This is a genomic window from Streptomyces glaucus, from assembly GCF_039533365.1.
Classification (GTDB): domain Bacteria; phylum Actinomycetota; class Actinomycetes; order Streptomycetales; family Streptomycetaceae; genus Streptomyces; species Streptomyces glaucus.
On the sequence record NZ_BAAATK010000091.1, the window covers coordinates 1 to 14,197 of the forward strand.

Here is a 14,197-nt window from a genome sequence, read left to right on the forward strand (position 1 = left end):
CGGCCGGGGCCGCCGGGCGCGCCGGACTCCCGGCCCGCCCGGACGCGGCTCACCGCCCCGGCGCCGGAGCCGCCGGGGCGGTGACGGGCGTGCTCGTCCGAACCGGTCCCGCGCGGCACGGCGCGGCCCGCGGGCCGGTGCCGCCGGTCGTCCGGGCCTGCCCGGCGTCCTCCGCGTTCTCCGCGTCCTCCGCGTCCTCCGTATCGCCCGCCGTCGCGCCCGGCCGCCGGGCGCGTCCCGGCGGAGCGGTGCCGGCCGGATGATCGGCGGGCGCGCCCTCGGAGGCCGGGTCGTTTTCGACCGGTACGGGTGGGCGCCCGGACCGTGATTCCGGCTCCCGATGCGGGCCCGCCGGGCCAAACTCCCCGGATGTGACGCCAGTTGATCGCAGATTCACCGCGTACAGGGGGTTGCCACCGTTTAGGCGCTGTCTCTAGGGTGCGGCAGCAACGCATCTTTCAGAACTTTCTCCGAAAGTTTCGATCATACGGACGGGCGTGGACGCGCCGTCCTGTACCCAAGAGGAGCGCATGATGGGCGACCCGGCACTGTCCCGCCGCGGCTTCCTGGCGGCCTCCGCCGCGGCCGGTCTGGGCATGACGGCACTGAGCGGCTGTGGCGGAGACTCGGACGGAGGGTCGTCGGGGACGACCACGATCGAATGGTGGAACATCTCCACCACCCAGCCGACCAAGGACGTGTGGGCGGGCCTCGCCCGGAAGTTCGAGGCGCAGCACCCCAACGTCAAGGTCAAGATCGTCCAGTTCGAGAACGACGCCTACAAGGCGAAGATGACCGCGCTGATCGCCTCCGGGAAGCTGCCGGACATCTTCCACACCTGGGGCGGCGGCGTGCTGAAGCAGCAGGTCGACGCCGGGCTCGTCGAGGACCTCACGGACCGGACCAAGGAGTGGGCCGACGGCCTGCTGCCGGTCGCGAAGGAGCCGTACCTGGTCGACGACAGGGTCTACGGCATCCCGTTCGACATCGGCATGGTCGGCTTCTGGTACAACAAGGCGCTCTTCAGGAAGGCCGGCATCGCCACGCCCCCCACCACCTGGAGCGGCTTCCTCGACGCCGTGCGCAAGCTGAAGTCCGCGGGCATCACCCCCATCGCCCTGGCCGGCAAGGAGAAGTGGCCCGGCATGTACTACTGGGCCTATCTGGCGATGCGCATCGGCGGCGCCGACGCCCTGGAGAAGGCCGGCGACGACAAGGACTTCACCGGCGCCGCGTTTGTCGAGGCCGGGAAGCACCTCAGGGAACTGGCCGACCTCCAGCCGTTCCAGAAGGGCTTCCTCGGCGCCGCCTACTCCACCCCCACCGGGCAGGCCGCCACCGTCGGCAACGGCAGGGCGGCGATGGAGCTCATGGGCCAGTGGGCCCCCGTGGTGCAGGCGGACTCCGGCAAGGGACTCGGCAAGGACCTCGGCTTCTTCCCCTTCCCCGAGGTGGAGGGCGGCAAGGGCGCCCTCACCGAGGTGTTCGGCGGGGGCGGCGGCCACGCCCTGCGCGCCGGGGCCCCGCAGGAGGCCGTCGACTTCCTGAAGTTCTTCGCCTCGGCCACCACCGACCGCGAACTGGTCGAGAAGACCGGTGTCCTCCCGGTCGTCCCGGCGGCCGAGGACGCCCTGACCGACCCCAATCTCCAGGCGGTGCAACGGCAGTTGAAGGGCGCCACCGGTTTCCAGCTCTACCTCGACCAGGCGTACGCGCCCGCGCTCGGCCAGGAGATCAACGACAGCGTCGGCGCGCTCGTCACCGGCTCCCGGTCGCCCGAGCAGGTCACCGAGTCGATCACGCAGACCGCGAAGGAAGAGCAGTAGCCCGCGATGACCTCCACGTTCCTGCCGGACAAGCGGACCGGACCCGACACCGGCCTGCCGCCTCCGTCCACTGCCGCGGGCCGGGGGCGCAGCCGGCGGCGGACGCTGAACTGGCTCACCGCGGTCGGCTTCCAGCTGCCCGCCCTGATGCTGTTCGGCGTCCTGGTGCTGCTGCCGATCCTGTTCGCGCTGTACGCCGCCTTCTTCCGCTGGGGCGGCTTCGGCATGCCCTCCGACTACATCGGCGCGGACAACTTCACCCGGCTCGTCAAGGACCCGGTCTTCCTCGGCGACCTGTGGCGCTGCCTGGTCCTGGTGCTGCTCTCGCTCGCCGTCCAGCTGCCGTTCGCGCTCGCCATGGCCGTGCTGCTCAACCAGAAACTGCGGGGCCGGGCCGTGTACCGGATGCTGTTCTTCGCGCCGTACGTGCTGTCCGAGGCCATCACCGGCGTGCTGTTCAGCATGATCTTCGCCCCCGGCGACGGCCTCGCCGACAACCTCCTGGGCAAGGTGGGGCTCGACGGGGTGGGCGGGGAGTGGTTCGCCGACCCGTCCATGGTCATGGCCACCCTGTTCCTCGTCATGACCTGGAAGTACTTCGGTTTCCACATGATGCTCTACCTGGCCGGACTCCAGTCCCTCCCGCGTGAGTTGACGGAGGCCGCGCTCATCGACGGCGCCGGCCCCTGGCAGCGCTTCCGCAGCGTGACCCTGCCGCTGCTCGCGCCCACCCTGCGCATCAGCGTCTTCCTGTCCGTGATCGGGGCGATCCAGCTGTTCGACCTGGTGTGGGTGATCACCCAGGGCGGGCCCGACCACCACTCCGAGACCATGGCCGTGACCATGTTCCAGTACGGCTTCAAGCGCTACCAGGTCGGCTATGCCAGCGCGATCAGCGTGGCCATGTTCGGCATCAGCCTCGTCTTCGCCCTCGCCTACCAGCGGTTCGTGCTCCGCCGCGACCTCCAGGGGGCCACCACGACGATGAGGGGAGAGGGCAAGTGACGGTCAAGTCCCGCAGGGGGAAGACGGCCCTGCCCCTGCACGTCGTCCTGGTCGCCGTCGGCGCGGTCATGGCCGTGCCGCTGTTCTACGCGGTGCTGTCCGGCTTCAAGTCCACCGACCAGCTCTCCCGCAACCCGGTCGGGCTGCCCGACCCGTGGGTGTTCTCCAACTACACCGACATCCTCGGCTCGGGCGACTTCTGGCGGCTGGTCGGCAACAGCACGCTCATCGCGGTGGCGACCACCGTCCTGGTCGTCGCGGTGTCCGCGCTCGCCGCCTTCTCCTTCGCCCGGTTCGCCTTCCGCGGGCGGGAGGTGCTGTTCACGCTGTTCACGATGGGGCTGATGTTCCCCTTCGCGGTCGCGGCCCTGCCGCTGTTCCTGCTGCTGCGCTCGATGGGCCTGCTGGACAACCCGCTCGGCGTGATCCTCCCGCAGGCCGCCTTCGGCCTGCCGATGACCATCGTCATCCTGCGCGGCTTCTTCCGGGAGATCCCCGGCGAGCTGGAGGAGGCGGCCACGCTCGACGGCTGCGGTCCGCTCGGCTTCTTCTGGCGGGTGCTGCTGCCCATGGCGCGGCCCGCGCTCGGCACGGTCTCGGTGCTCGCCGTCGTCACCAGCTGGAACAACTTCTTCCTGCCGCTGCTGGTGTTCACCGAGTCCACCTGGTGGACCGTCCCCATCGGCGTCCAGCAGTTCCAGGGCCAGTACTCGGCGGACACCGCCCGCGTCTTCGCCTACCTCGTGCTGGCCATGGTGCCCGCCCTGGCCTTCTACTCGGTCGCCGAGCGCCAGCTCGTCGGCGGCCTCACCGCCGGCGCCACGAAGGGATGACCGGCGCCCGCGGAGGCACGCCCCCCGAGCTCTCGGCCTCCGGTCGAGCGGGGGACCCCCATCACCCGACCGTGAGGAGTCGCAGCATGCGCACGTCGCGTACGACGATCCGCTCCCGTACCCGGCTCAGACTCGCCGGCGCGCTCGCCGCCGCCCTGGTCGCCGCGGGACTGGCCACCGGCCCCGCGGCCCAGGCGGACGAACGGCACCGCCCGGCGCCCACCCTCGCCGAGCTCGCGCAGCGGCACGGCCGCTACTTCGGCAGCGCCACCGACAACCCCGAGCTGACCGACGCCCCGTACACGGCGCTGCTCGGCAGCGAGTTCGACCAGATCACCCCGGGCAACGGCATGAAGTGGTACGCCACCGAACCCGAGCGGGGCGTCTTCGACTTCTCCCAGGGCGACGAGATCGTCGACCTGGCCCGCGCCCACCACCAGAAGGTGCGCGGCCACACCCTGGTCTGGCACAGCCAGCTGCCGGACTGGCTCACCGGCCGGGAGTGGACGGCCGCGGAGCTCAGGGCCGTACTGAAGAAGCACATCCAGACGCAGGTGCGGCACTACCGGGGCAAGGTGTTCGCCTGGGACGTTGTCAATGAGGCCTTCAACGAGGACGGCACCTACCGGGAGACGGTCTTCCACAAGACGCTCGGGCCCGGCTACATCGCCGACGCGCTGCGCTGGGCGCACCAGGCCGACCCGCACGTGAAGCTGTACCTCAACGACTACAACATCGAGGCGATCGGCCCGAAGAGCGACGCCTACCACCGGCTCGCCAAGGAGCTGAGGGCCGAGGGCGTTCCGCTGCACGGCATCGGCTTCCAGACCCATCTGGCGTTGCAGTACGGCTATCCGGCCACCCTGGAGGAGAACCTGCGCCGCTTCTCCCGGCTCGGTCTCGACACGGCCCTCACCGAGGTCGACGTCCGCATGCAGCTGCCCGCGGACGAAACGAAGCTGGCCACACAGGCCGCGTGGTACCGGGATCTGACGAAGGCCTGCCTGGCGGTGCGCCGGTGCGTGGGCATCACGCTGTGGGACTACACCGACAAGTACTCGTGGATACCGGGGGTCTTCCCGGGCGAGGGCGCGGCCCTGCCGTGGGACGAGCAACTGCGCCCGAAGCCCGCGTACTTCGCGATCCGGGAGGCGCTGGGCGGACGGTAGCGCAGGGCGACGGAGGCGCGAAGGGGCGTCCTGCCGGGCGGTGACGGCGGGACGCCCTTTCGCGCGGCCGGCCGGGGCGGCGTCCCGCTCCGGCCGGCCCGCGCCGGTCCGTCAGCCCGTCGTCGCCGGAGGCGCCGTGCTGGCGCGGACCACCAGTTCCGTGCCCAGTTCCACCCGGGGGGCGGCCGGCCGCTCGTCGCGGGTCAGGCGCAGGACCGTACGGACGGCCAGTTCGCCCATGTCGGCGAGTGGCTGACGGACCGTGGTCAGCGGCGGAGCCGACCAGCGGACTTCCGGAAGGTCGTCGAAACCGACCACGCTCATGTCCTCCGGGACCCTGAGTCCGCGCCGGCGCAGCGCCTCGATCGCGCCGAGCGCCATCTGGTCGCTGGCGGCGAACACCGCGGTCGGCGGCTCGGGGAGGTCCAGCAGGGCGGTGCAGCCGGTGAACCCGGATTCGGGCCGGAAGTCGCCGGGCACGACCAGGGAGTCGTCGAACGGCACCCCGGCACCTTCCAGGGCGGCACGGTAGCCGTCGAGCCGGGCCCGTGAGCACAGCAGGCGGGGCGGCCCGGCGATCAGACCGATCCTGCGGTGGCCCAGCGCCAGCAGGTGCTCGGTCGCGGCCATGCCCCCCGACCAGTTGGCGGCGCCGACGGTGGGCACGTCCAGCGCGGGCGAGCCCGCCGGGTCGACGACCACCAGCGGCACGCCGAGGATGCGCAACTCCTCGTGGAGGACGGGCTCCAGGGCCGAGGTGACCAGGATGACGCCGTCGGAGGCGCGGGCCCGCAGGTTGCGCATCCACTCGCGGGCATCGCCCGAGCGCCCGTGGATCGCCGACACCACGGTCCCCACCCCGGCCGCGTGGGCGACCTCCTCCACGCCCCGGATGATCTCCACCGCCCAGGGGCTGTCGAGGTCGTCGAAGACCAGGTCGAGCAGGGCGGCGCGGGCGCCGGAGGCCGCGGGGCGCCTGCGGTAGCCGTACCGGCGCAGCAGGTCCTCGACTCTGGCCCGGGTGTCCGGCGACACGTCGGACCGGCCGTTGACGACCCGGGACACGGTCGGCACCGAGACCCCGGCCTGCCGGGCGATCTCCGTGATGGTGACCCGGCCCCGCTCCTCGGAAGGCACCTCGGCGCCGGCCCCGCGTGCTGCCACTTCCCCACCTCCGTCGACGCATGGCGCGTCCGCCGCGTACACGCACCCGGAACTTCGGCACCCCGGGGTGTGAAACTTCCAGGAGTCTTCCGGAAGACGGGCATCTGTGGGAAGCCGTCCCGGGGGAGTGCCCGCGCGGGGCGCTCCGGCCGGGCCGTGACTGCCGGCGGGACGGGGACAGGCCGGGCCGTGAGCGTCGGCGGGACGGGGACAGGCCGGGCGGGGAGCGAAGAGGACGGAGAGGACGAGAGGGGCACGGGGAGGCACGGGGGAGCGCGACGGACAAGGGGGACCACGCGCTGTGATCTCCTCGGACACACGTCGGGGCCGGTGCGCAGGAGGGTCTGCGTCCGGCCCCTCGGATCTCCGGGCGGGGTGTGCCGCCGCCCGGTGGCGTCTCAGGCCGCGGTCATCACCCGGCTGGGATCCAGCGGGCGGTGCGGGTCGATGATCCGGCCGTCCGGCAGGAGCTCACCGGTGTCCTCGAAGAGGACGACGCCGTTGCACAGCAGGCTCCATCCCTGCTCCGGGTGGTGCGCCACGAGACGGGCGGATTCCCGGTCGGCGGAGTCGGCTGAGGGGCACGGCGGCTGGTGCTGGCACATGGGCGGGATCTTTCGCTCTGGCGTGTCATTCATGGCGTCCCCCGGTGTGTGGGTCGGTCCGAACCCAGTGTTGTCCCCCGGACATCGATCCGCAGGGATTTCGCGGCACCGCTTCTCACCGGTTCATGACGCACCACCCGCCCGGGCGGTTCAGCTCAACTGCACCGTCACTTCGGATGGTTCGGCCTGGCCGAACCGGGCTAGTCCGGCCGCGCCGGAGCCCTTCACCGCTCCTGGAGCGATCCGGCGCTCGCGTGGGCGGATCGTTCCGGAAGGACGTTCGGAAGGGGGGAAGGAAAGCGATCCGGAGAAGGCCCGGGGCCGGCACGGCCCGGGTTCGGCGGAGCCGGGTGCGAAAGGACCGGGATCGGGGGAACCCGGAGCGGGGAGCCCGGGACGGAGGAACCGGGACGGAGGGACCGGGACGGGGCGGACCGGGCTCGGGGAGACGGGAAGCGGAGAGGCCGGATGCGCGGAGGTGGGAGCGGAGGGAGCGGGGCGAAGGGGCGGGGAACGGAAGGACCGGGAAGGGAGCCGCGCCCCGCCGCCCGGAACACGGCGGCGGGGCGCGGACGGGCGCGGTGGCGCGGCCCTCAGGCGGGTTCGCGCAGCAGCCGCACCGGGGTCGTCCGGGGGGTCAGTGCCGGAAGCAGGTCGGCGGCCCGGTACGGACGATGGGCGGCGATGCCGGGCGGCGCCGGCGCCAGCGGTACGAGGAGGTCGGTGGCGGCGGGATGACCGGTGGCGGCGTCCGCCGTGCAGTCGCCGTGCAGCCACAGCGTGAGCATGTAGAGGCCGGGGACCGACAGCAGCCGCGGCTGGTAGGGCTGCGTCACCGCCTCCGCCTGATGCAGCGCCCGCTCGGTCGAGGTGATGTAGGGGCCTTCGAAGAAGTGCGAGAAGGCCCAGCCGTCGGGCGTCGGCTTGGTCTCCGCCGCGGCCACCGTGCGGTCGCCGCAGCGGAGCAGGAAGCGCCATCCGGTCAGCCGGGTGGTGGCCGTGCCCCCGGCGGTGATGCCGTCCAGGACGTGCACGGGCAGCGCGAGCTCGGGTGTGACCGGGCCCGCGGCCGCGAGCAGGGAGGGAGTTCGGGCCTCGCGGACCGCGGCGGGCGAGGAGAGCGCGGCGAGGACGGAGCGAAGGGCGGGCGCGGGAGCCGGAGGGACATGCAGCGGCATGGTGGGTCGCCTCTCATTCGAAGGCACGACGGCGCGAGGGCGGGGCGTGGCGGGGCGGACGACGCTGTCAGCTCACGAGGTCAGAGAGGCGGGGGCCCGGGTCCGGGACTCCGGAGACGCGGAGCGGGGATGAGGGCTGCCGTGCGAGATTCCGGCGGCAGGATCCCCCGACGGGGGCGCCAGCCTTCTCTGCCTTGTTCGCGGAGTTTATACGACGCGTGTTCAGACTATGTTTCAACTAGCTGATTCCGGCAAGCAGAACAAGAGTACATTCGGTCGGCGATATATGGGAATCATCCCGATTCCGGGCCGGGTGCGCTGCGATGACCTCGGGTAATACCCGCGAAGTGGTCGGCCAATTATGGTCGGTGTTTTCCACGAGTTCGCGGAGTAACCGAAAGTGCGCGGTGCGCCATGCCCGGCGAATGTGCCGCTGGACACATCCGATCAGCGTAGCGGCTGCCGGGTGGGTCCGGGGACGTTATCGATCGTCTCGGCTGGGCATCATCCCACCTGACCGGGACACCGGCGGCGGGATCTTCGGCCCGCCCATCCGAGGAGGGACGCTTCGATGGGGGAGAAGGTCGTGGCGGGTCAGTTCGACCTGTCCGATCGCCAGCGCTACCGCGACAAGCTCCAGCGGTGCCTGACGGGCCTGGAGCGACTCCTGGCGGAGAAGCGGTTCGACCGCCCCAAGAACCTGATGGGGCTGGAGATCGAGCTGAATCTCGTCGGGGACGACGGCATGCCGAAAATGTTGAACGGGCAAGTCCTCGAGCGGATCGCGAGCCGCGACTTCCAAACAGAACTCGCCATGTTCAATCTGGAAGTCAACATAGCTCCACACCGATTGGGCGGGCGGGTATTCGACCAGCTCGCGGAGGAACTCCGCACTTCGCTGGCATATGCCGACCGGAAGGCCGGGGAGCTGGACGCGGGAATCGTGATGATCGGCATCCTGCCGACGCTCGACCGGGACGACCTGGTGTCGTCCAACCTCTCCGACGTCGACCGCTACACCCTGCTCAACGACCAGATCGTGGCCGCCCGCGGCGAGGACTTCAAGCTCGACATAGCCGGTGTCGAGCGCCTGACCTGCACCTCGAAGTCCATCGCGCCCGAGGCCGCCTGCACCTCGGTGCAACTGCACCTCCAGGTGACGCCGGCCCGCTTCGCCGACGTGTGGAACGCGGCACAGGCGGTCGCCGCCGCGCAGATCGCCGTCGGCGCCAACTCGCCGTTCCTGTTCGGCCGCGAGCTGTGGTGCGAGTCGCGGCCCCCGCTGTTCCAGCAGTCCACCGACACCCGCCCGCCCGAGCTGCAGGCCCAGGGCGTGCGGCCGCGCACCTGGTTCGGCGAGCGGTGGATCTCCTCGGCGCACGACCTCTTCGAGGAGAACCTGCGCTACTTCCCGGCCCTGCTGCCGATCTGCGACGACGAGGACCCGCTGGAGGTGCTGGACGCGGGCGGCGTCCCGAAGCTGGCCGAGCTGGTCCTGCACAACGGCACCGTCTACCGCTGGAACCGGCCGGTCTACGACGTCGCCGACGGCGTCCCGCACCTGCGCGTGGAGAACCGGGTGCTGCCCGCCGGGCCCACCATCACGGACGTCATCGCCAACGCGGCCTTCTACTACGGCCTGGTCCGCGCCCTCGCCGAGGACGCGCGGCCGGTGTGGACCCGGCTGCCGTTCGAGGCGGCCGCGGCCAACTTCGAGGCCGCCTGCCGCCACGGCATCGACGCCCGCTTCCAGTGGCCCCGCCGGGGCAGGCACGGCGGTACGGCCGAGATCGACGCCGTCACCCTCGTGCGCGACGAACTGCTGCCGCTGGCCGAGGCCGGCCTGGACGCGTGGGGGGTCGAGCCCGCCGACCGCGACCGTTACCTGGGCGTGATCGACGAGCGGTGCCGGCGCCGGGCCAACGGCGCGACCTGGCAGGCGGCCACCTTCCACCGGGCTCTGGAGGCGGGCCTGAGCCGGGAGGCCGCGCTGGCGGCGACGACCCGGCGGTACTGCGAGCTCGTGCACAAGGGCGACCCCGTGCACCTGTGGCCGGTGGGCCTGCCGGAGCCGGTGGCGACGGGCTGAGGCCGCGCGGCCCGGAGCGGCCCGGAGCCGAGGGGCCGCCGGTGCCCGCCTCACGTCGATCGGGCATGCTGTGACGTCCGGTCCCGGCCGTCCGGCCGGGACGGTGACGACCCGACTGGAGGCAGGCGTGCAGGCGCAGGCGGGCCCGGCGGCCGACCCCTCTCCCCAGGAGCCGCTCTCGCGGCGGATCCTCCGCGACGAACTGCTGCTCGTGCTGGGGCTCTCGCTCGGCGCGAGCGGGGTGTCCGCCCTGATCAGCTTCATCGGCTCGGTCACCAGGCCGGGCGGTCTGAAGGACCAGGCGGCCACCCTCAACGCCTCGGCCGCGCCCGGCCGCCCCTGGCTGGACCTCGCCTGGCAGCTCTTCGGGATCGCCACGGCACTCGTCCCGGTCGCGCTCGTCGCGCACTTCCTGCTGCGGGAGCGGGAGAGCCTGCGCACCCTCGGCTTCGACCGCACCCGGCCCTGGCCGGACCTGGGCCGCGGCGCCGTGGTCGCGGCCGTCATCGGCAGCACCGGCATCGCCTTCTACCTGGCCGCCCGGGGCCTCGGCTTCAACCTCACGGTGGTGCCCGAGGCGCTGCCCGACGTGTGGTGGAAACACCCCGTGCTGGTCCTCTCGGCCGTGCAGAACGCCGTGCTGGAGGAGGTCGTCGTGGTCGGCTACCTGCTGCACCGGCTCGACCGGCTGGGCTGGACCCCGGCCGCCGCGCTGGCCGCCAGCGCCGTGCTGCGCGGCTCGTACCACCTCTACCAGGGCATCGGCGGCTTCATCGGGAACATGGTGATGGGCGTGGTGTTCGTGTACCTGTACCGGCGCTGGGGCCGGGTGGGACCCCTGGTGGTGGCGCACTCGCTGCTCGACATCGGCGCCTTCGTCGGATACGCGCTGCTGGCCGGGAAGGTGGACTGGCTGCCGACGGCGTGAATGGGGGCGTACGTCGCCGCCGCACGCCCCCGTTCCGCCGGCTCAGCCGCCGGCCAGCAGCTCGCCGTCGATGACCGTCACGGCGCGACCGCTCAGCAGGGTGCGGTCGCCGCGCAGCCGCGTGCGGACGAGGCCGGAGCGGGGTGAGGCCTGCAGGCCGGTGAGGTCGGTACGGCCCAGGAGCGCGGACCAGTACGGGGCGAGAGCGGTGTGCGCGCTGCCGGTGACCGGGTCCTCGTCGATGCCGACGTTCGGGAAGAAGCAGCGGGAGACGAAGTCGTAGCCCCGGGCGGGATCCTCGGCGCGGGCGGTGGCGATGACGCCGCGCTCGGAGTAGGCGGCGAGGGCCTTGTGGTCGGGGGTCAGGGCGCGGACGGTCTTCTCGTCGGCGAGTTCGAGGACCAGGTCGCCGACGTCCGGGCCGGTGTCGCGAGCCGCGCGCGGCTCGGCGCCCAGGGCCTCGGCGACCCCTTCGGGGACGTCGGCCGGGGTGAGCGGGGCGGTCGGGAAGTCCAGGGTGATCGAGCCGTCCTCGCCGGGGGTGGCGATGAGGACGCCGCTGCGGGTGGCGAACCGTACGGGGCCCTCGTGGGCGCCGGTGGTGTGCAGGACGTGGGCCGTGGCGAGCGTGGCGTGACCGCACATCGCGACCTCGGTGGCGGGGGTGAACCAGCGCAGCGCCCAGTCGGCCTCGCCGCCCTCGGGCAGACGGTGGGCGAAGGCGGTCTCGGCGTGGTTGACCTCCAGGGCCACCTGCTGGAGCCAGCCGTCCTCCGGGAAGGCGTCGAGGAGCAGGACCCCGGCGGGGTTGCCGGCGAAGGGCCGGTCGGTGAAGGCGTCGACGATTCGGATGCGCATGCCCCGACGCTAAGGGCCCGGCGGAGCCGCGGGCCAAGGCCAATCCGGGAGTGCTGGACCGGTCCGGCGGGGCGGGCGGCGGGCTCCCGGCACCCGGGGACGCGAGGTCCGGTACCGGGGGACGCGGGGTCCGGGCCGTGCCGGGCCGCTCTCCGGACCGGTGCCGCCGTGCCGGACGCGGGCGGCCCGGTCGGCTCCGCCGGCGGTGGTGCCGTCCTGGCTCGACGAAGTTGGTCGTCCGTCCCTGAGCTGACCTGCGTGGACCGGATGAGGTGGGACGCGGGGACCCGGTTCGTCGAGACAGATCTCGGCCCGCTAACGCAGCTGCGCGTTCCGATGCTGGTCGCCCGCCTGCTCCAAGGCGGCCTCGTAGGCGCGCAGGGCGGTGATGACCGTGGCGCGTTCCGCAGGGGTGAGACCGCGCATGACGTCTTCCCAGGCAGAGGCGCTGCGAGAGAGCCATTCGCCGATCGGCGCGGCGTAGGCGGGGGCGATGGCGATGATGCGGCGGCGGCGGTCGGCGGGATCGGCAGTGCGCTGCAGGACGCCCGGCCGTGACAGCTCGCTGACCATGAGGCTGACAGTCGTCGGGGCCACTTCCAGCCGAGCGGCCAGTTCGTTGACGCTGGTGGGGCCGTCGTACTCGAGGTGGGCCAGCAGTGCGAGGTGTCGCGGTGCCAGGTCCAGACCCTGGAGCGCCGGAGGCATGGGCAGGCGCTTGGCGCGGCCCACGAGCCGTGGCATGAGCAACAGCAGGGTGCGGACGGCCTCATCGACGGCTGGACCGTCCGATTCCGTGGACATCGGCGACCTCTTCCGGATACCTTTAAAAACAAAGGCTTTGGATTCAAAGGGAACGAGGTCCACTATGCCGCATCTGGCCGTCCACCTTCCAGAGAACAGGCTGACCGGGAACGAGCCCATGCTCATCGCCGCACTGACCGACGCGATCGTCGACGTCTATGGCGCATGGGCCCGCGACCTCGTGAGCATCCGCCTGACCGGAGTCCCCGCAGGCCGTTTCGCGCAGGGCGGCAAGGCCGTGGACACAAACGCCTCGGTGATCCTGGGCGTCCGCGCCGGCGTCTTCGACCGCCCCGACGCCGCCCAGATCACCGCGCGCCTCGGCGCCGCGCTCACCGACGCGATCACGCGCGTCGTCGGTGACGACCTCCGCGCCGGCACCACGGTCGAACTCGTGGCGTCACCGCCGGAACGTACCTTCGTCGGCGGCGCCCTCGCCGTGTGACCCCCGTCCGGGCCGCCGCACGACCCGGCTGTACTCAGGCCCGGCAGCGGTAGGAGGGGGGACGGGCTCCACCGTGTTTCCGCGTCGGCTTCATGGGGCTGGCGCGGTGGCGGAATCGTTTCGCGGGGGAAGAACGCGTCGCAGATCCTCGGGCTTCGGTGGAGGGCGACGGACTTGTGGGTGGAGAAATGCTGCTCGGCCCATTGGATCAGGGGGACCTCGCGATCCTTGGGGACGTGGCCGAGAAGGACGTTGCGGACGGTGATCCGCTCGGCGAGCCAGGTGGCGACGAGCCAGGTGACGTGACCGGTGGCGACGGCGCGGCGTTCCCGTTCCCGGCCGGCGGGAAGTCCGGCGAGCGCCACGACTCGAAGGTGGAGGACCGTCGTGAGCGTCAGGCCGGGAGAGGGCGGTTTCCCGGTGCCGTCGGTGAGGATGTGGCGTGCAGCGGCGAGCAGATCGAACGGGTCGGCGGACTGCCGCAGCCGGGCGAAGTAGATCTTTCGCGCATCCGGACAGGCGTTGCGAACCCGGCGGCGGCCGTGGCGGGCGATCGGGTTTCGGTGGTGTCTCCGGGCTCGTAGCGTGTCGGGGAGTCTGCCGATGTCGGCTTGCTCGTCGGCGTCGGCGATGCCGTTGCCGATCCGGAGGCGGTGGCGGGGACAGACGTTACGGTCATGAGCGGTCCATCAGGTCACGGGCATGGTGATCCTTGCGGCGTATCCGCAACGACGGCAGGCGGGACGCCGGATGGCGGTGTGCGGGGCTGAGCGCGGACGGCCGGCGGCGCCGGGCTCGTCGGCAGCCTCGGAGTCGGAGTCCGCGTCGGGGAATTCGGGCAGGGCCGGTTCCAGGGCGCGTTCGAAGCCGACGTGCCGCCCTGTCGTCGCCGCCCGGTACCAACCCGGAGAACGACGCTCACCGCGCGACCACCGGAACGTACGCACCGGATCGGCACCCTCGAACCGGCCCGTCACACAGTCCCGCGGCGGACGCCGGCAAGGCCCGTGTACCGCGTCGACGTACGACAACTCGATGCACGGCCCCGCCCGATCCGTCCCAGCCGGTACAGCCGTCCAGCACCCCCAGCGCGCTCGGCCGCGCGACCGGGTTCGCTGAGGCAGAAGCCCGGACGACTCGGTTCGTCGAGAGAACGACTCGATTGAGTGAGGCAGGACAGCGGTGACCTGTCTCAGCGAAGATTCCGCGAATCTCAGCGAAGTTGCTGAAGCGGTCGTTACTGAGGTTGAACTCGTGTTGTCGTAGGGGCTGACGGGCCGCGGTCCCCTGCGG

General features: G+C 72.0%; 13 protein-coding genes. 8 read left to right on the plus strand and 5 right to left on the minus strand.

The genetic code is table 11. The annotated features are described in order from the left end of the window. Window positions 1-533: 533 nt before the first annotated feature. From ABD363_RS31545 to ABD363_RS31560, 4 genes are all read left to right on the plus strand, one after another. On the plus strand, window positions 534-1,826 hold the full coding sequence (locus ABD363_RS31545) for an extracellular solute-binding protein (protein WP_344609812.1): 1,293 nt from the start codon (window positions 534-536) through the stop codon (window positions 1,824-1,826). A gap of 6 nt (window positions 1,827-1,832) precedes the next feature. Then, the gene (locus ABD363_RS31550; RefSeq protein ID WP_344609813.1) at window positions 1,833-2,831 is read left to right on the plus strand and encodes a carbohydrate ABC transporter permease; all 999 of its coding nucleotides are present in this window, start codon (window positions 1,833-1,835) and stop codon (window positions 2,829-2,831) included. Window positions 2,832-2,899: 68 nt separating this feature from the next. Beyond that, the gene (locus tag ABD363_RS31555; RefSeq protein WP_344609829.1) at window positions 2,900-3,664 is read left to right on the plus strand and encodes a carbohydrate ABC transporter permease; all 765 of its coding nucleotides are present in this window, start codon (window positions 2,900-2,902) and stop codon (window positions 3,662-3,664) included. Between the two features lie 86 nt (window positions 3,665-3,750). Next, window positions 3,751-4,833 carry an endo-1,4-beta-xylanase gene (locus tag ABD363_RS31560; RefSeq protein ID WP_344609814.1) on the plus strand — a complete coding sequence of 361 codons (1,083 nt, stop codon included), beginning with the start codon at window positions 3,751-3,753 and terminating at the stop codon, window positions 4,831-4,833. Window positions 4,834-4,944: 111 nt separating this feature from the next. Here the strand turns inward: ABD363_RS31560 and ABD363_RS31565 are convergent, their stop codons facing one another. The 3 genes from ABD363_RS31565 to ABD363_RS31575 form a co-directional block, all read right to left on the minus strand. Then, on the minus strand, window positions 4,945-5,997 hold the full coding sequence (locus ABD363_RS31565) for a LacI family DNA-binding transcriptional regulator (protein ID WP_344609815.1): 1,053 nt from the start codon (window positions 5,995-5,997) through the stop codon (window positions 4,945-4,947). A gap of 398 nt (window positions 5,998-6,395) precedes the next feature. Then, window positions 6,396-6,602: a DUF5999 family protein gene (locus tag ABD363_RS31570; RefSeq protein WP_344609816.1), complete on the minus strand. Its 207-nt coding sequence runs from the start codon at window positions 6,600-6,602 to the stop codon at window positions 6,396-6,398. Window positions 6,603-7,195: 593 nt separating this feature from the next. Further along, a complete protein-coding gene (locus tag ABD363_RS31575) occupies window positions 7,196-7,780 on the minus strand; it encodes a hypothetical protein (protein ID WP_344609817.1) in 585 nt (194 codons plus the stop codon). A 571-nt stretch (window positions 7,781-8,351) separates the two neighbouring features. On the opposite strand from ABD363_RS31575, the gene ABD363_RS31580 reads away from it, so the two are divergent. Beyond that, on the plus strand, window positions 8,352-9,869 hold the full coding sequence (locus tag ABD363_RS31580) for a glutamate-cysteine ligase family protein (RefSeq protein WP_344609819.1): 1,518 nt from the start codon (window positions 8,352-8,354) through the stop codon (window positions 9,867-9,869). A 127-nt stretch (window positions 9,870-9,996) separates the two neighbouring features. Then, window positions 9,997-10,797 carry a CPBP family intramembrane glutamic endopeptidase gene (locus ABD363_RS31585; RefSeq protein ID WP_344609831.1) on the plus strand — a complete coding sequence of 267 codons (801 nt, stop codon included), beginning with the start codon at window positions 9,997-9,999 and terminating at the stop codon, window positions 10,795-10,797. A 42-nt stretch (window positions 10,798-10,839) separates the two neighbouring features. On the opposite strand, the gene ABD363_RS31590 is transcribed toward ABD363_RS31585, so the two are convergent. After that, window positions 10,840-11,655 (minus strand): PhzF family phenazine biosynthesis protein, encoded by an 816-nt coding sequence (locus ABD363_RS31590; protein WP_344609821.1) that lies wholly within the window; start codon window positions 11,653-11,655, stop codon window positions 10,840-10,842. A gap of 315 nt (window positions 11,656-11,970) precedes the next feature. Next, window positions 11,971-12,459, minus strand: coding sequence for a MarR family winged helix-turn-helix transcriptional regulator (locus ABD363_RS31595; RefSeq protein ID WP_344609823.1), 489 nt, complete (start codon window positions 12,457-12,459; stop codon window positions 11,971-11,973). Between ABD363_RS31595 and ABD363_RS31600 the strand changes: the two genes are divergently transcribed. Together ABD363_RS31600 and ABD363_RS31605 are read left to right on the plus strand one after the other, a co-directional pair. After that, window positions 12,452-12,904 (plus strand): tautomerase family protein, encoded by a 453-nt coding sequence (locus ABD363_RS31600; protein WP_344609825.1) that lies wholly within the window; start codon window positions 12,452-12,454, stop codon window positions 12,902-12,904. The two genes, ABD363_RS31595 and ABD363_RS31600, sit on opposite strands and share 8 nt — an antisense overlap. A gap of 236 nt (window positions 12,905-13,140) precedes the next feature. Further along, on the plus strand, window positions 13,141-13,488 hold the full coding sequence (locus tag ABD363_RS31605) for a hypothetical protein (RefSeq protein WP_344609827.1): 348 nt from the start codon (window positions 13,141-13,143) through the stop codon (window positions 13,486-13,488). Window positions 13,489-14,197: the final 709 nt, after the last annotated feature.